General features: G+C 59.4%; 19 protein-coding genes. 16 read left to right on the top strand and 3 right to left on the bottom strand.

The window, feature by feature from the left end; genetic code table 11:
- The first annotated feature begins 37 nt into the window (after positions 1-37).
- The 12 genes from DW123_RS04265 (at position 38) to DW123_RS04320 (ending at position 10,690) form a co-directional block, all read left to right on the top strand.
- Entirely contained in the window at positions 38-1,207 is a 1,170-nt protein-coding gene (locus DW123_RS04265) for a cell division protein FtsQ/DivIB (protein ID WP_233540123.1), read from the top strand.
- A gap of 199 nt (positions 1,208-1,406) precedes the next feature.
- On the top strand, positions 1,407-2,561 hold the full coding sequence (gene ftsZ / locus DW123_RS04270) for a cell division protein FtsZ (RefSeq protein ID WP_117734951.1): 1,155 nt from the start codon (positions 1,407-1,409) through the stop codon (positions 2,559-2,561).
- Positions 2,562-2,770: 209 nt separating this feature from the next.
- Positions 2,771-3,571 carry a polyphenol oxidase family protein gene (locus DW123_RS04275; RefSeq protein WP_117734952.1) on the top strand — a complete coding sequence of 267 codons (801 nt, stop codon included), beginning with the start codon at positions 2,771-2,773 and terminating at the stop codon, positions 3,569-3,571.
- Positions 3,568-4,404: a phosphate ABC transporter substrate-binding protein gene (locus DW123_RS04280; protein WP_117734953.1), complete on the top strand. Its 837-nt coding sequence runs from the start codon at positions 3,568-3,570 to the stop codon at positions 4,402-4,404. The genes DW123_RS04275 and DW123_RS04280 overlap by 4 nt, the downstream gene beginning before the upstream one ends.
- Position 4,405: 1 nt before the next feature.
- A complete protein-coding gene (pstC, locus tag DW123_RS04285) occupies positions 4,406-5,332 on the top strand; it encodes a phosphate ABC transporter permease subunit PstC (RefSeq protein WP_118273586.1) in 927 nt (308 codons plus the stop codon).
- A gap of 3 nt (positions 5,333-5,335) precedes the next feature.
- Positions 5,336-6,241: a phosphate ABC transporter permease PstA gene (gene pstA / locus DW123_RS04290; RefSeq protein ID WP_118273587.1), complete on the top strand. Its 906-nt coding sequence runs from the start codon at positions 5,336-5,338 to the stop codon at positions 6,239-6,241.
- 12 nt (positions 6,242-6,253) lie between these two features.
- Entirely contained in the window at positions 6,254-7,057 is an 804-nt protein-coding gene (gene pstB / locus DW123_RS04295) for a phosphate ABC transporter ATP-binding protein PstB (protein ID WP_117647229.1), read from the top strand.
- 92 nt (positions 7,058-7,149) lie between these two features.
- A complete protein-coding gene (locus DW123_RS04300) occupies positions 7,150-8,007 on the top strand; it encodes a PhoU domain-containing protein (protein WP_117734956.1) in 858 nt (285 codons plus the stop codon).
- A gap of 120 nt (positions 8,008-8,127) precedes the next feature.
- The gene (locus DW123_RS04305; protein ID WP_117762847.1) at positions 8,128-8,865 is read left to right on the top strand and encodes a YggS family pyridoxal phosphate-dependent enzyme; all 738 of its coding nucleotides are present in this window, start codon (positions 8,128-8,130) and stop codon (positions 8,863-8,865) included.
- A gap of 60 nt (positions 8,866-8,925) precedes the next feature.
- Positions 8,926-9,651, top strand: coding sequence for a cell division protein SepF (locus tag DW123_RS04310; RefSeq protein WP_118273588.1), 726 nt, complete (start codon positions 8,926-8,928; stop codon positions 9,649-9,651).
- Positions 9,652-9,708: 57 nt separating this feature from the next.
- The gene (locus DW123_RS04315) at positions 9,709-9,954 is read left to right on the top strand and encodes a YggT family protein (RefSeq protein ID WP_199406628.1); all 246 of its coding nucleotides are present in this window, start codon (positions 9,709-9,711) and stop codon (positions 9,952-9,954) included.
- 61 nt (positions 9,955-10,015) lie between these two features.
- On the top strand, positions 10,016-10,690 hold the full coding sequence (locus DW123_RS04320) for a DivIVA domain-containing protein (RefSeq protein ID WP_118273589.1): 675 nt from the start codon (positions 10,016-10,018) through the stop codon (positions 10,688-10,690).
- 176 nt (positions 10,691-10,866) lie between these two features.
- Here the strand turns inward: DW123_RS04320 and DW123_RS04325 are convergent, their stop codons facing one another.
- The 3 genes from DW123_RS04325 to DW123_RS04335 all read right to left on the bottom strand — a co-directional run bounded on the left by DW123_RS04325 (position 10,867) and on the right by DW123_RS04335 (position 13,419).
- Entirely contained in the window at positions 10,867-11,496 is a 630-nt protein-coding gene (locus tag DW123_RS04325) for a nitroreductase family protein (protein WP_369833499.1), read from the bottom strand.
- 182 nt (positions 11,497-11,678) lie between these two features.
- A complete protein-coding gene (locus DW123_RS04330) occupies positions 11,679-12,302 on the bottom strand; it encodes a DUF47 domain-containing protein (protein ID WP_117734961.1) in 624 nt (207 codons plus the stop codon).
- A gap of 67 nt (positions 12,303-12,369) precedes the next feature.
- On the bottom strand, positions 12,370-13,419 hold the full coding sequence (locus DW123_RS04335; RefSeq protein WP_117734962.1) for an inorganic phosphate transporter: 1,050 nt from the start codon (positions 13,417-13,419) through the stop codon (positions 12,370-12,372).
- Positions 13,420-13,668: 249 nt separating this feature from the next.
- Between DW123_RS04335 and DW123_RS04340 the strand changes: the two genes are divergently transcribed.
- The 4 genes from DW123_RS04340 (at position 13,669) to DW123_RS04355 (ending at position 16,789) form a co-directional block, all read left to right on the top strand.
- Positions 13,669-14,007: a hypothetical protein gene (locus tag DW123_RS04340; protein ID WP_147351590.1), complete on the top strand. Its 339-nt coding sequence runs from the start codon at positions 13,669-13,671 to the stop codon at positions 14,005-14,007.
- 82 nt (positions 14,008-14,089) lie between these two features.
- Positions 14,090-14,785, top strand: a complete 696-nt coding sequence (locus DW123_RS04345; RefSeq protein ID WP_118273591.1) for a Bax inhibitor-1 family protein — start codon at positions 14,090-14,092, stop codon at positions 14,783-14,785.
- Between the two features lie 138 nt (positions 14,786-14,923).
- Positions 14,924-16,054, top strand: coding sequence for a TIGR02452 family protein (locus DW123_RS04350; protein ID WP_118273592.1), 1,131 nt, complete (start codon positions 14,924-14,926; stop codon positions 16,052-16,054).
- Between the two features lie 75 nt (positions 16,055-16,129).
- Positions 16,130-16,789, top strand: a complete 660-nt coding sequence (locus DW123_RS04355) for an SGNH/GDSL hydrolase family protein (protein ID WP_158550217.1) — start codon at positions 16,130-16,132, stop codon at positions 16,787-16,789.
- Positions 16,790-16,847 lie beyond the last annotated feature (58 nt).

Here is a 16,847-nt window from a genome sequence, read left to right on the forward strand (position 1 = left end):
GAAACCCACCTTCCGCCGCGCCGGAGGGCGTTCCGGCGTGCCTGCCAAACCTCAACGCAATACCGTCGCGCACTCTAAGTCTGTCGGGCATGCTCGACAGACCAGTCGTCCGGTCGTCGGCTCGCAGCTCGGTAATCGTCCGGCCGCAAAAAAGTCCTCGCGTCCCTCGGTGACGTCAAAGCCTGTTTTGGGCGCCAAGCCTGCCCGTCCCATGGCAGCTCCTAAGCCCTCGACGGGAACTAAAGCGGCGCGTCCGGGTCGCATGCTAGGCGCATCGAAACCGCGCTCGCTGACATCGGTGTCGGCTACCGCCGAGAAGCCTTCGGGTAAAAAAGGCGTCAACCCGTTGTCTTCACTTGGGGCGATGGCAAATAAAACATCAGACGCCGCTTCTGTCGTTGCAGGCAAAGGCAAAATCCTGGGCGGCGTTCTGGCCGTCTTGGCCGTGCTCGTCGTCGTTGCCATCGTGGTGATCAACTCTGGATTGTTTACCGCCACTGATATTCAGATTCAAGGCAGCGAGCATGTGACGAAGCACGATGCTGTCCAGCTGATCGATTTGCCCGAGGGAACGTCGCTTTTTGACGTCGATCCCGACCAGATTACCGAGGACCTCAAGCAGAACCCGTGGGTCTCGGGCGTGGATGTCCAGCGTCAGTTCCCGCATACGCTCATCATTACGCCGACGGAGCGCAAGGTCATCGCAATTGCCTATATCAGCTCCGATGACCTTGCCTGGGCCATCGGTGATGATGACACTTGGATCGCCCCGCTGTCGACGTCGGTCGAAGTGGACGACCAGGGCAACGTCATCACGACAGGGCAGGGCTCAAATACCCTGACCGGCATTGATGCCGCACTGGCGCTCGCTAAGCACTATGGCGCGGTGTTGCTGACTGATGTCTCGGCGGATGTCGCTCCGGTTTCCGGCCAGGCGGTGAGCTCCAAGGCCGTTAAGGCTGGCTTGGATTATGTGCGTGGTTTTTCGAGCGAGTTCTTGGGACAAGTCAAGGATATTTCCACGCCTTCGGTCGAAGCCATCTCGGCAAACCTCAATAACGGCATTGAGGTGTCGCTGGGCGATTCGGACGATATCGCCAAGAAAGAACGCGTAGTCACTAAGTTGCTTTCGCAGGTAGAGGGCGTAACGTATATCAATGTGCGCTCTCCGGGCAACTACACATTTAGGAATGCTCCGACCTCGTAGCGCTGGTTGATGCTTTGTTGAGGGGCCATACCACGCCGTTTATCTGGTTTGTTTGGTTTTCACGGTCAATTATTTGACTGATACGTTCATAATGTGCAAACATAATACGGTTTACCTTTGCATTTACTTTCAACCTGAAGGTTAATGTGCGCAGGGGTCGACCCATGCTATGGCTATAACCTTTGTTCGGAGGACCGACATGCACGAGACAGAGATCAACAACTACCTTGCCGTCATTAAGGTGGTCGGCGTCGGCGGCGGCGGTACCAACGCGGTCAATCGAATGATCGAAGAGGGCATCCGCGGCGTCGAGTTTGTTGCCATCAACACCGATGCTCAGGCACTCGCGATCTCTGATGCCGATATCAAGGTGCACATCGGCACCGACCTTACCCGCGGCCTGGGCGCCGGCGCCAACCCCGAGGTTGGCCGCAAGGCTGCCGATGAGTCCCGCGACGACATTGCCGAGGCGCTCGCTGGCGCCGACATGGTGTTCATCACCTGCGGCGAGGGCGGTGGCACCGGTACCGGTGCTGCTCCCATCGTTGCCGATATCGCGATGAACGAGGTCGGCGCACTGACCGTTGCCGTCGTGACCAAGCCCTTCACCTTCGAGGGCCGCAAGCGCAAGAAGAGCGCCGAGGAGGGCATCAAGACCCTCTCCGATTGCGTCGACACCATGATCGTCATTCCTAACGATAAGCTGCTCGACATCGCCGAGAAGAAGACCACCATGCTCGAGGCCTTCGCGATTGCCGATGGCGTCCTTTCCCAGGGCACCCAGGGCATCACCGACCTCATCACCGTCCCCGGTATCATCAACCTGGACTTCGCCGATGTTAAGACCATCATGAAGCAGGCCGGTACCGCCATGATGGGTATTGGTACCTCTTCTGGGGATACCCGTGCCGTCGACGCTGCCCAGCAGGCCATCTCCAGCCCGCTGCTCGAGAGCTCCATCGATGGCGCCACGCGCGTGCTGCTCTCCATCGCCGGTTCCAAGGATCTGGGCATCCAGGAGATCAGCGACGCCGCCGACGTTGTCGCCAACGCCGTCGACCCCGAGGCCAACATCATCTTCGGTACCGTTGTCGACGAGTCCCTGGGCGATCAGGTGCGTATCACCGTCATCGCTACGGGCTTCTCCGACTCCAACGTCAACCGTCAGGACGAGCTCTTTGCTGCTCAGCAGTCTCAGAGCAAGGTCGCTGCCTCCGCTGAGCCGCAGCGCACCGCTCCTGCCGCCAGCCCGGCTCAGGCCGCTCCGACCCGCAACGTCGGTGGCACCGAGCTTCCTAACTTCGGCAACGATCAGTTCGAGCTTCCCGACTTCCTGAAGCGCGGTAGCTTCTAAGTCGTTCTTTGCATTGTTGTGCACAGGGGCGTGTCCGTATGGATGCGCCCTTTTTATTTCGACTTTGTAAACTAGAACCTCCAATCTCTTTACGTTCCCTTTACGATTGCCTCCAGTGCAGCAGGTATCCTTTTAAGGAAGTATGACAGCCGTATAAACGCGGGCTGTAGCGGCGATGCCGCGTACTTGTGTTATTAGGAGGCTTTAGTATGGCAGCGCGTGCGGACAAAGTTTCGCGTGTCGACCATGATGGAGTTACGTTGGTGGAGGGCGCGACATCCTATGTTCGCTTTGCCTTCACCGAGCGCGTCGGTGGTGTTTCCGAAGATGCGTACTCCTCACTCAACTTGGGCTCGCATGTTGGCGATGATCCCTTTGCTGTTCAAGAAAATCGTCGTCGCGCGCTCGAGGCTATGGGTGCCGCCGAGTGCGAGCACAACCTGCTCGTTCCCAATCAGATCCATGGTGACCATATCGTTGCGGTGACCTCGAACGGCGCCGATGACCTTGAGGACGTTCGCGAGCAGATTGCCGAGGGCTGCGATGCCATCGTCTGTACGGCGCATAACGTGCCCGTGCTGCTCTGCTTTGCCGACTGCGTTCCCGTGGTGCTGGTGGCCCCCGGCGGATTTGCCGTGGTGCACTCCGGTTGGAAGGGCACGATTGCACGTATTTCCGCCAAGGCGTGCCAGGCGCTTTGCGATGCTGCCGGCTGCGATGCGAGCGACGTTTCCGCCTATATCGGTCCCCATATCTTGGGTGACGAATATGAGGTGTCCCAGGAACTCATGGATCGCTTTGCTGCCGAGTTCTCGTGCATCGATGCGAGCATCTCTCGCATGCTCGATCTTTCCGCTGCCATTTGCGAGGCACTGGTAGATGTCGGTGTCGACGCGGATAATATCGTGGATACCCAGCTTTCGACTGTGCGTCAGAACGACCGCTTTTATTCCTACCGTAACGAGAACGGCACCTGTGGGCGCCATGCTGCGATCGGCGTGATGCTATGAGAAAGATCGTATCGGTCCTGAGCGCCGCTGTGCTTACGCTTACGCTGTGCGCCTGTTCTTCGGGATCTTCTACTTCTTCCATTACCGTCGCCGGCTCGACCACCTGCCTACCCATTGCCGAGATTGCGGCCGAGGGCTTTAAGGAAGAGACCGGCATCGACGTACTTGTCTCCGGTCTGGGCTCCTCTGCGGGCATCGAGGCCGTCAGCAACGGCACGGCCGATATCGCCAGCTCATCTCGCGGCCTCAATGCCGACGAGCAGGATCTGGGCCTGACCCCGATTGTGATCGCGCACGACGGCATCGCGGTCATCGTGAACGACGATAACCCGGTCGATAACCTCTCGACCGGGCAGCTCCGCGATATTTACGCCGGCAAGATCACCAACTGGAAGGAAGTCGGCGGAGAGGACCTGAAGATCCAGGTCATCAACCGAGATGAGGCGTCCGGCACGCGTGAGGCCTTTCGCACCATCGTGATGGACGGTACCCCGTTCGATCGTCGCTCGGCCGTTCTTTCGGGCACGGGTCAGGTGCGCGACGTGGTATCTCGTTCGCGCGGTGCCATTGGCTACATTTCGCTGGGCTTCGTCGATAGCCTCAACGCCAAGACCTCGGTCAAGGCCGCCTCGGTCAATCATGTTGAGGCGTCCGAGAAGACGGTCGCGAGCGGCGGCTATCCCATCTCGCGTGACCTGTACTTCTTTGTGAAGGGTGCGCCTTCGCAGCAGGCGCAGGATTACATCGACTACGTGACGTCCGAAAAGATGGACAAGCAGATTCGCGAGGCGGGCTTTATTCCCGTCACCAACGACGAGAAGGGGAGTGAGTAGCATGGAAACACGGGAAAACTCCCAGACTGAGCAGAATGTTCAGGCGCCCAAGAAGCGCGAGCTGGCGCTCGTATCGCGCAGTACCTATATCAAGGAGAAGGCGCTGCAGTGGATCTTCTTCGCCTGCGCGTTCTTGGCGGTCGTTACCGTCATCCTGATTTTTGTCTTTACCACGTACTCGGCGCTGCCCGTCTTTACCGACATTGGCCTGGCGGACTTCTTCAGCTTTACGTGGGCGCCCTCCGAGGGGCACTACGGCATTATGTCGCTGCTGGCCGGCTCGGGTCTCGTGACCGTCGGTGCGCTCGCCATGGGTGTGCCCCTGGGCGTGGGCACGGCCGTGTATCTGGTCGAGATCGCCAGCAAGCGCGTGCGCAAACTCATCAGCCCCGCCGTCGACCTGCTGGCGGGCATTCCCTCCATCATCTACGGTTTCTTTGGCATGATCATCATCCGTCCGTTTATCGCGCAACTGACCGGCGGTCTTGGTTTTGGTGCGCTGACGGCGTGGTTCGTGCTTGCTATCATGATCGTCCCTACCATCACCACGCTCACCATCGATGCTCTCAATTCCATTCCCATGGGCATTCGCGAGGCATCGTATGCCATGGGCGCCACCAAGTGGCAGACCATCTATAAGGTCGTGCTACCTGCCGCCAAGCTGGGTATCGTGGATGCCATCGTGCTGGGTATGGGCCGTGCCATCGGTGAGACCATGGCCGTGCTCATGGTCGTGGGTAACGCTCCGGTTATTCCCGACAGCATTGCGAGCCCCATCTCGACGCTCACGAGCCAGATCGCGCTCGACATGAGCTATTCCTCGGGTCTGCACCGCTCGGCGCTGTTCGGCATGGGTGTGGTCCTGTTTATCATCTCCGCCGCGCTGGTGGGCATCGTCCGTCTGATTTCCAAGAAGAAGAGGGGGTAGGCTATGTCCGATTCCGTTGACACGACGGTCGATACGACCTCGTCGCGCGAGCGCATCAAGCGTGCCCTTTCCCACGGCAAGAAGGGCCGCATCAACAAAGACCTGTCCAATAAGATCATGCTTGGCGTGTTCCGTGCCGCAGCATACATCACCACGCTGGTGCTGGTCGCTATCATCGCTTACGTGGTCATTAACGGTCTGCCGCATATCTCGTTCGACTTTATCTTCGGTTGGCCCCAGGGCGTCAACGCCGAGGGCGGCATTTGGCCCACGATCGTCTCGACCGTCTACGTGACGGCGCTCGCCATGCTTATCTGCACGCCGATCGCTGTGCTGGCAGCCGTCTATCTGGCCGAGTACGCCAAGCAGGGCAAGGTCGTCGAGCTCATACGCTACGCTGCTGACGCTTTGGCGTCGGTGCCCTCCATCGTTATGGGCCTGTTTGGCTACGCCTTGTTTGTCGAGGCCATGGGCCTGGGCCTTTCGATGGTCTCTGCCGCTCTGGCGCTGGCGCTTCTGATGCTGCCTATCGTCATGCGCACCACCGAAGAGGCCATTCGCGCCGTTCCGCGCTATATCCGTTGGGGCGCGTACGGCTTGGGCGCCACCAAGTGGCAGGTCGTCTCCAAGATCGTACTTCCTTCGGCCTTTGGTCGTATTGCCACCGGCATCGTCCTTGCCATCGGCCGCGCCATCGGCGAGACCGCCGTGGTGCTCTACACCATGGGCCAGGCCATCAATCTACCTATTTCGCCGCTCGATTCCGGCCGCCCCATGACGGTTCACCTGTACCTGCTTGCCAACGACGGCATCAACATGAACGCGGCCTACGGCACCGCGCTTTTGCTGATGGCGATTATTCTGGCCTTCAACCTGTTTGCGCGCTACCTGTCGCGCAAACGCCACTAATTAAGGAGTCCCATGTCCGTCTATCAGTCCGCTCCCACGCCGGAGCAAGCAGCCATCACGGCCAAGGATTTCAACTTTTGGTACGGTGACTTTCATGCGCTGACGGGGCTTGACCTCAACATCGCCAAAAACGCCATCACCGCCTTCATTGGCCCTTCGGGCTGCGGCAAGTCGACGTTCTTGCGCTGCATCAACCGCATGAATGACCTGATCGAGGGTACGCGAGTCGAGGGCACCATGACGCTCGACGGCAATGATATCTATGCCGAGGGCGTCGACCCGGTCGACCTCCGTCGTCGCGTGGGCATGATCTTTCAGCAGCCCAACCCGTTTCCCAAATCCATCTACGAGAATGTCGCCTTTGGCCCTCGTCTGCAGGGCGTGACTAGCAAAAGCGACCTCGATGACATCGTGGAAGAATCGCTCAAGCGCGCCAACCTCTGGAAAGAGGTATCCAATCAGCTCAACAAGGATGGTTTGGCGCTCTCGGGCGGTCAGCAGCAGCGTCTGTGCATCGCCCGCGTGCTTGCGGTGCAACCCGATGTCCTTCTGATGGACGAGCCCTGCTCCGCCATCGACCCCACGTCCGTCTCTAAGGTTGAGGATTTGATGGCCGAGCTGGCGCCCGAGATGACGATTATCATCGTCACGCATTCTATGCAGCAGGCAGCTCGTATCAGCGACTACACCGCATTCTTCTTGCAGGAAGTTGCCGGCGAGCCCGCCACGCTCATCGAGTATGGTCAAACCGACGCGATCTTCACCAGCCCGGTGGACTCGCGTACGGAAGACTATATCACCGGCCGCTTTGGCTGATCGGTGCGACTAGTCCCAAGCCGATCGGACCTGGTCCGGTGCGTATTCACTGTGCGGGCGGCATGACCGCACCCAACTGATTGGAGTGAACCATGCGCAAACTGTTTTCCCGTCAGCTCATCGAGGCCCGTCACGAGATGCTGAGCATCTATGAGGCCGTCGATCTGGCCCTCCACGATGCCGTAAAGGCCTATGTGACCGACGACCGCAAGCTCGCCACCAAGACCAAGAAGCGCACGCTTTCGATTGACGCACGCTGCGCCAACCTGGAGGCCGTCTGCTACAACCTGATTGCCACGCAGTCACCGGTCGCCTCCGACTTCCGCCTGCTTCAGACGATCATCTATGTTGACTTTAACCTGCAGCGCATGACCGATAAGGTCCGTCAGATTTGCCGCGCCACGCGTCATATGATCAAGGCCGACATCTCGCTGCCCAAGGAGCTTGTCGGCACGGTCGAGGCCGAGGCTGAGGCCGTCTACCAGGTGCTGGGCTCTTCGCTTTCTGCGCTCGTCACCAATGACATGTCCATCATCTGCAACCTGGCCGTCGAGGACGAGCCAGTGCACGCTGCCTACGAGAAGTTCTTCCGCACCTTTAACCGTATGGATACGGGCGACTTTATGGACGACGACAGCAACTATGACGACCTGCGTCGCGCCATCATGGTTTCACGCTACCTCGATCGCATCGCTTCGATTTCCATCGATGCCGCTTGCCGTCTGACCTTCCTGTTGACTGGTCAGCGTATGAACGCCGGCGATATCGCCCGCACTGATGAGGATGAGCTCGAGAGCATGCGTGTGCCTTCGGGCGAGGGTGTTATCATGAGGCCCGCCGTCGACGCGCGCTACGTTGCCAAGGTGCCTGCTAACGAGGTTAGCGAGGGCCTGCGCTACCTGCTGGATCATCTTGAGGATGAAGACGATGGCGAGGACGACGAGGAGTAGGGTAGCTCCGCTCGTTGAGAGATTGTAAATACCTGAGGGAGCGCGGCCTTGCGGATGCGGGGCCGCGCTCTTGCGTTAGCATGGGACTACTTGTTGTGCTGTCTGCGGAGGCGATTTGCCATGGATAACAATTTTGACTTGATGCGCGCTCGCCGCGAGCAGATACTCGAGCGCTTTTATGCCGCGCTCGATCGCGCTGGGAGGCCCCACGATGCCGCGCGTTTGATTGCCGTGTCCAAGACCGTTGGCGTCGACGAGACCATCGCGGCCATTCGGGCGGGGTATCGCCATTTTGCCGAGAACCGCCCGCAAGAGCTCGTCCGCAAGCTTACGGGTCTGGCGGAGCATCCGGAGCTGCCCGAGGTGCGTTTCGATATGATCGGCAACCTTCAGACTAACAAGATCAATGCGGTGCTGGGCTCAGCCGAGCTAATCCATTCGGTGGGGTCGCTTCATCTGGCGCAGGCTATCTCGAGCCGTGCGACTCGTAAGATCGAGGCGGGCGAGCTGGTTGCTCCCCAGCAGGTGCTGATTGAGGTCAACGTGAGCGGCGAGGAGTCCAAGGGCGGTTTTTCGCCCGATGAGATTCGCGCCGCCGCGGGTGAGCTTGCAGAGCTTGAGGGAATTTGCGTGCAGGGGCTTATGACTATGGCGCCCCGGGGGAATAAGGATGTGGCACGCCGCACCTTTGCGGGGCTTCGTGAGCTGAGGGATGAGCTGGAGGCAGCGCATCCCGATTTGAACCTGCCTGAGCTTTCCTGCGGCATGAGCGAGGACTTTGAGCCTGCCCTTGAGGAGGGCTCTACGCTCGTTCGCCTGGGCAGGGTAGTATTTAGCCCGGAGTTTGCAGTAAAATAGGGCTCTGAAGTGCGCACTGGTTTACAGAGCGCCTGCACTAAACCGTGAGAGGACACAACCATGGGCTTCCTTGACGAGATTAAAAATAAGATGCACCTGGGCGGCCAGCAGGGTTACGACCAGGGCTATAGCCAGGATGACGACTACGGCTACGATGACGGCTACGACGACGGCTATCAGGGCGGCGGCTACAGTGGTGCTTCGGGCGAGGGCTTCTATACCCAGGACGAGCCGAGCAACGGCCTGCTGGGCCAGACGCGCCGCGGTGAAGCTGAGTCGGTTGCCGTGTATACGCGCTCCGGTCAGCTGGTCGGCGATGACTCGCGTCATGCAACGACGTACAATCCGCCGTCGCGTTCTCAGGATACGGTCACCGGTGGCTATCGTCCCGGCGCCTACGACACGCCGTCGAGCTATGCCGAAAGCGCCCGTGCTCGCGCCGCGGCACCTGCGCCCGCTTCTGCGCCGAGCGACGCCTCGGCCTATGCGAACAATATCATCAACGCCACGCCGCAGCTGCCGGCCTATGTCCTGCGCCCCGAGAGCTATGACGACGTTGAGACCGTTGTCCGTCGTGTGCGTACCAAACAGCCCGTCGCGCTGATTTTTGTCGGCGTTCGCACCGAGGTCGCCAAGCGTGTCCTGGACTTTAGCTATGGCTTTGCCTGTGGCCTGGGCGCTACGGTCAAGGAGGTGGGCGACCGCGTGTTCATGGTGCTGCCCGCCGGCTGCGAGGTCAAGGATTCGGACCTCAAGAAGCTTCGTGCCGACGGCTACCTTAAGTAAACCCAAGACGAGGAGATTCTCATCAACATCTACACCATTGTCCAGCTGGTCAACACGCTGTTCAACTTCTACTCCACGCTCATCGTGGTCTATTGCTTTATGACGTGGATTCCCATGAAGCAGGGCGGCCTGCTGCAGGATATCGCTGCAGTGCTCGATAGCGTCTGCGGCCCGTGGCTCAACCTCTTTCGTCGGTTTATCCCGCCGATGGGCGGCGTTGATTTTTCGCCGGTCGTTGCGATTATTGCGTTGCAGTTGGTGCAGAGGCTGGTTCTGCAGCTTCTTATAGGTATACTCGTATAGAACTGACTTAGTAACTTACGTCGGGCGTGTAGCGCCGAGGCGATGAAAAAGGAGACTTGTTATGGCTATTACCCCTGCAGACATCCAGGCTCAGACTTTCTCTGAGGCCAAGCGTGGCTACGATCCTGCCGAGGTCGACGTCTTCTTGGAGACGCTGTCTTCCGAGGTTGACGCTATGCTCGCTAAGATCGTCGACCTTAAGGGTCGTCTGACTGCTACTGAGCAGCAGCTTGCCGATGCACAGGCTCAGCTTGCCCAGGCTCAGGATACCGCCGCCCAGGCCGCCCCTGCCGCCCCCGTGGCCGCTCCCGCCCCTGACTTCTCCGCTCAGGAGCGCCAGATTTCCGCTGCCCTGATCGCTGCCCAGCAGACCGCTGAGACCATCGTCAACGATGCCAATGAGAACGCTGAGCGTATCCGCAACGAGGCTGACGCCAAGGCCCGCGAGGTTATCCGCCAGGCTCTGACCGAGAAGCAGGCCGAGCTCGAGGAAATCGACCGTCTGAAGGCTTCCCGCGAGGAGTTCAAGGCCGAGTACCTCAAGCTCATCCAGCACTTTATGGACGACGCCCAGAACTCCTTCCCGGCCGACATCATGGCCTCCACGCCGGTTGGTTCTGCCGCTTCTCCTGCGGTGACTGTTCCCGCCGAGCCGCTGCCCGTCGCCGATCCGGTTGTCCCCGTGGCCGATCCCTTCGCCCCGATCGACAACTTCGCTGCCGACGACCTGGACTAACATTCGGCCTACAATTTAGTGCCTAGAAAGGACCCGCAGCTTGCGGGTCCTTTTTTATGACTGTGCAGGGTGTGCAGGGGTGCGCAACATAAAAAACCGAGCCCTGCACATAGTGGCGCAGAACTCGGTGAACGGGTGAGCGGTCAAGGGTAGGTTTTGCGGCATGTCCCAAAAATCTACTTGAGGAGGAAGTCGGAGAGGGGAATGGTGCGGGCCTCTCGATGCTCGGGGTCGGTGATATGGTCGGCAGGATAGCCACAGACGAGCATGTGATAGGGATAGACACCCTCGGGCAGGTCGAACTGCTCACAGGCCACCTCGGGCTTAAAATGGCACACCCAGCACGTTCCCAGGCCCTGCTCGGTGGCCTCCATCATCATCTGATCACACACGATGGACGTATCGATTTCACTGGAATTCATCTGATCATACGGGCGCACCCAAGCATCATCGGTAACGCTGCAAATGAGGAAGACAAGCGGAGCCCCAAAGATAGACCCATCACGAGCAAACCGAGGCTGACAAGCAGCAGCCTTCTCCAACAGCTCGGGCGTATCCAGCACCATCACACGAGAAGGATGATTATTACAAGCAGAAGGAGCAATCCGTCCAGCTTCAACAACAGCATCCACCACCGACTGCTCCACAGCCCGAGTCTCAAACTCACGACAAGAATAACGACCCCGAGCCAGATCCAAATACCCCATAACCAAACCCTCCAAAGTCAGCGAATCAATCCAAAGTAAACCAAAGGGTACCCAAAGCACCATCCAGCCAAACGCCCAACACAGCCCCAAAGTACCCATTCGGGCATAAAAGGCCGCATCAGCCAAAGCCCCATCGCATCCAAACTATCAGCCGAGGTTCCCAATGGTGGTACGCAAGGCGAAGGCCCGACACCTATTTACTTTCGAACGACTCTGCTACGCAGCCGGAGTGAGAAAGCAAACCGTGGCCGGCCCTTCGCCGCCGGGACACGTACCCCCAATTAACTGTTCTTCATGACAATCGAATCCACGACATCGGCCACATTCTCACAGCAGTCGGCGCAGTACTCCAGGAAGGCATATACGTCACGCCAGGCGATGACCTCGAGCGGGTCTTTGCCGTTGACGTGCAGGTTGCGCATGGCGTTGATGTAGAGCTCGTCGGCCTCGGACTCGATGGTGTTGATCTGGATGACCAGTTCGCGCAGCGTTTTGGACTTGCGGTAGTTGGGCAGCTCGACCATCAGGTCCTTCATGGCGCGGCAAGCGTCGGTCACCTTGTGGGCGATGACGATGGCGTCGGGATGGATGCTCTGAATGTTGGTGAAGTAGACGCGCTGCACGACGCCCTCGATGCGGTCGAGCACGGTGTCGAGTGAGCAGCTCATCAGATTCAGATCCTCGCGCTCGAGCGGGGTGATAAAGGCGGTGAGCAGGGCGTCTTCAAGCTCGTGGTGCTTCTTGTCTGCCGCATGCTCAATGGCATGCATCTCCTCGAGCATATCGTGAATCTTCGCGGGATCGAAGTTCTCAAAAATCTGGGTAAGCAGCTCGGCGGCCTGGACGGCGAGGTCGGCGCAGGCGACATAGTTGTCAAAGTAGAACGAATTGGGTTTCTTTGCCATGGGTGGGTCCTTTCGAGGCGAAGACGGGTAGGCGAAGTGTTGCGGTCCGGATGGACACTCGGTTTGACTAGAGGAACATCATGAACAGCTTGGCCATGAAAAAGCTGATGAGTCCGCAAGCGGGGAAGGTGAAGAACCAGGTGAACATCATGTCCTTGACGACGCCGAAGTTGATGGCTGAGAGGCGCTTGACGGCGCCGACGCCCATGATGGCGCAGGTTTTGATGTGCGTGGATGACACGGGGATGCCGGTAAGGGTGGCAAGTAGCAGGTTCGCGGCGCCCGCGAGGTCGGCAGAGAAACCCTGATACTTCTCGAGCTTAACCATGCTCTGGCCGACGGACTTGATGATGCGCTCGCCGCCCACGCTGGTGCCGATACCCATAGTGGCCGAGCACAGCAGCATAATCCAGATGGGGATGCCGGCATCGCCGACGCTCGTCTGGCCGTTGGCGAAGGCCACGCCTAAAAAGAGCACGCCGATGAACTTTTGTCCATCCTGCGCGCCGTGCATGAAGCTCATGGCCGCGGCACTCGCGATCTGAGCGTATTTAAAGAAGACGTTGGCACGTCGCCTGTTGGCGGCGGCAAAAAGAATCGAGACGAGCTTGCACAGGACCCAGCCCATGACAAAGCCCAGGCCGATGGAGAGCGCCAGGCCGTAGATGACCTTCATCCACTCGTGGACGTTGACGCTGCTCGCGCCGCCGAGGGCGATAGCGGCACCGGTCAGGCCGGCGATAAGGCTGTGGCTTTGCGAGGTGGGGATGCCAAAACGCGACGCTGTGGCGCCGTAGACGACGATGGAGAACAGCGCCGCGCACAGGCACGCGAGCGCCATGGTGCTATTTCCGCCAAAGTCGACGATATGTGAGATGGTGTTGGCGACGCTCGCGTTAAAGTGCGTCATGATGAGCACGCCGAGGAAGTTGAATGCGGCGCTCATGAGAATGGCAGCGCGGGCGGGCATGCAACGCGTAGTGACGCAGGTCGCGATGGCGTTGGGCGCGTCGGTCCATCCGTTGACGAAGATGGCGCCGAGCGCGAGAATCACGGTGACGGCAAGGACTGGGTTCGACACAAGTTGGCCGAGGAAGGTTGAGAACGTTACGTCCATATATGGGCTTTCTCGAAGTTTGCAGAAACGTTACAAAAACATGATAAATCGTATCACCTCCTGCGGGTTTCTTTACCGAGTTCTGATGGGAGAAGTGAATTTTTGGGTACTAAAATTGAATATTAGCCCTGTTGACCTCCGGTGTTCTTTTTGCTAACACGTCGTGCGGACGTGCGCATGCGGTCCGACACGCCAAAACCACAGCCTGTTCGCTTTACAATATGCAAACATGCGTTCGATAATAGGGGCATGGAATATCGACAGACAGATGGCAAAACTCGGCGCGTGCACAAGCAGTATGTGGACGTCGTGGCTCGCATCCTCGCGGGTGGACAAGTCGTGCCGGTCACCGTCTGCTGGGTTGACGGTCGCTGCTTTACGATTGACGAGATTGTCTCGACCACTGGGTTTGGCCTGACGGTTCACGGCATTCGTACGGCAACCTATAAGGTTCGTTTTGGCGGTCATGCGACCGAGTTGTATCTGGAGGACCAGGCGCGCGAACGGCCGGACGGCTTGCAGACCCACGTGATGCGTTGGTGGGTCTGGGCGTTTGACTGCACGCTCGAGGGTGGGCGCCGCAGGTAAAACGTGTGGCATTTGGGTACAATGGCAGAAATCTTGTCGCTTAAGGCGCTGCTGTCGCGGCGCTATCTGAAAGGACGAAAGCATGAATGATATCCAGGGCTATCAGAACGGCCCCATCGAGACCGGTGCAAGCCGTGCCAAGGAGATGTCGCCGCGTGCGTACAACCTTGTCATGTCCGCCCTGATCTTTTTGGGCTTTTGCGCCATGGGTGCCGGCGCCTACTTTACGAGCACCATGGCGTTTGCCCGCATGATGATGAGTGGCGCCGCTTTGCCGCTGGTCTTTGGCTCGTTTATTTTGACCATCTTCGGCATTGTCATGATGTCGGCTGCCGCGGGCAAGCAGTCTGTGGGCCTGTCGCTCACGGGTTACGTGATCTTTGCGAGCACCTTTGGCCTGACCGCGTCGTTTGGCCTTGCCAACTACGACCTGCCCACCATCAACACCGCCTTTATCGCCACCGCCGCCATTACCTTTGTCTTTGGCGCGCTGGGCGTGACCTTCCCCAAGTTCTTCCAGCGCGTGTATGGCATCGGTTTTGGCGTTCTGCTTGCCACGATCCTGGTCGAGATCGTGCTGATGTTTATGGGTGTTTCGCAGTCTATTACCGACCTGATCGTAATCGTGGTGTTCGCCGGTTTTATTGGCTACGACACCTATGTGGCCACGACGGTGCCGCCCACGCTGCCCAACGCCGTGCTCATGGCGTCCAACCTGTTCGTGGATATCATCAACGTGTTCCTGCGCATCCTGAATATCCTTGGTCGTCGCGACTAGCGGCGAGTTGCAGCGGTGCTTGCCGCGCGCGTAAATCAATGCGAAAGGCGGTCCTTCGGGGCCGTCTTTTTTGTACGCGGCGGGGTATCATGGATGTGAAAAAGCCGATAACGGCAGCGACAGGAAAGGTGACCACTTATGGCAGACGTCGACAACAGGAACCGTAACCGCAGGACCGGCCGCGCAGGGCAGCCCAACCCCAAGCGCGAGGCCCGTGCCAAGGCCGCCGAGCGTCACGTGGCAACTGTGTCCGAGGCGTGTGCCAAGGATATCGAGCGCTCGCTTGCCGGCGTGCGCGAATTCGACGGTATGCCTGCCGGTTTTGTCGCGGCGATGAAGGCCAAGGCCCAGGCGGCTGCGGCTGCCGAGGAGCAGGTTGCCGAGGAGTCTGAGTCCGCCGAGGTCGAGGCCGCTGAGGCTGCGTCCGTCGAGACCGAGGTCACGGACGATTCTGCGCCTGCCGAGGAACCCGCAGAGACCGAGCCCGCGCCTGCCGAGGAGCCCGCTCCGACCCTGCCCGAGGTCACCGTGCTTGATGCCTCCGCCACGCAGGCCATTCTGGATAACGGCCGCGGCTATGCGCAGTTCTGCGATATGGCCGTGCTTGCCTTTGCCTCGTTTACCAATCCGGGCGGCGGTTACATCCAGGGTTATCTGGGCCAGGAGGCCGCGCTCTGTGCCGATTCGTATCTGTACAATGTCCTCGATAAGCAGCGTAAGTGGTACGGCGAGAACCGTCGCCGCAACATCAACTGTGAGCTGTACCGCAACCGCGCGCTGGTGGTGCCCGCGGTGCGCTTCGACCGCAACCATGTGCATGCGTATGCCGACGTGATCGTTGCCGCCGCGCCCAACGTTAAGCGCGCCCGCCAGGAGTATCGCGTGAGCGACGATGCTCTGCTGGATGCCCTGCGCGACCGTATCCGCTTTGTACTCGCCATCTGCGACGAGTTGGGTCGCGAGAAGCTCGTGCTGGGCGCATGGGGCTGCGACAACAACGGCTTTGACGCCGAGGCCGTGGCTGAGCTCTTCCGCAAGGAGCTCGCATCGGGCGACTTCAAGGTCAAGCAGGTCTTCTTTGCTGTGCCCTCTACGCGCTGGGACGAGGACTTCGCCAAGTTCGAGCACGTGTTGGTAAACTTCCCCGAGCGCAACGAGGGGTCCTATGCCCAGGTTGCCGCCCGCGCTGCGGCCGCCCGTGCCGCCGAGCAGGCTCGGGCCGCTGCCGAGGACGATGAGGATGACGACGACTGGCGCAAATACTTGTAAACTGTGCGCGTGATGCGACATGCCGAGCCGACGTGGGCTGCTCCCGTCGGCTTTTTATTGAGTGGGGAGCTTACGATGAAAAACGTTCTATGCTTTGGCGACAGCAACACCTATGGTTACGATCCGGCTGGTATGCGCGACGGCACCGCGGTGCGCTATGCGCAGGATGTGCGCTGGTGCGGCGTGGCACAGCGTGACCTGGGCGAGGGCTGGCATGTGATCGAGGAGGGGCTCAACGGCCGCACGACGGTGCGCGACGATATGTGCCACCTGGACACTAACCTCAACGGCATTCGCGCGCTTCCGATGCTGCTCGAGGCCCATAAGCCGCTGGACGCCATTGTGATCATGCTGGGCACCAACGACTGCAAGACGGTCTTTAACGTGACGGCTTCCGATATAGCCCGTGGCGCCATGGCGCTGATTCGCGCCGTCCGCGCGTTTTCGTGGACCGACGCTGCGCCTTGTCCGCGCATTCTGCTGATGGCTCCCATCAAGATCAAGCCGCAAATCGCCGATGTGTATATGACCGATTTTGACGAGCATTCCGTCGAGGCCTCGGAGCATTTTGCCGAGTACTACGCGCACGTAGCCGAGCAGCTTGGCTGCGACTTTTTGAATGCCGCCGACTTTGCCGAGCCGGGCGATATCGACTATCTGCATATGATGCCCGAAAGCCACGAGAGCTTGGGACATGCCGTGGCAGCCAAGCTCCAAGAGATGCTCGGTGAGTAGCGCAGCCCCAAACCACCACAAAGGGGACAGGCACTTTTGTGGTGGTTTTGCCCGGGTA

Origin of the sequence: Collinsella sp. AM10-26, from assembly GCF_003472525.1 — a bacterium.
Taxonomy (GTDB): domain Bacteria; phylum Actinomycetota; class Coriobacteriia; order Coriobacteriales; family Coriobacteriaceae; genus Collinsella.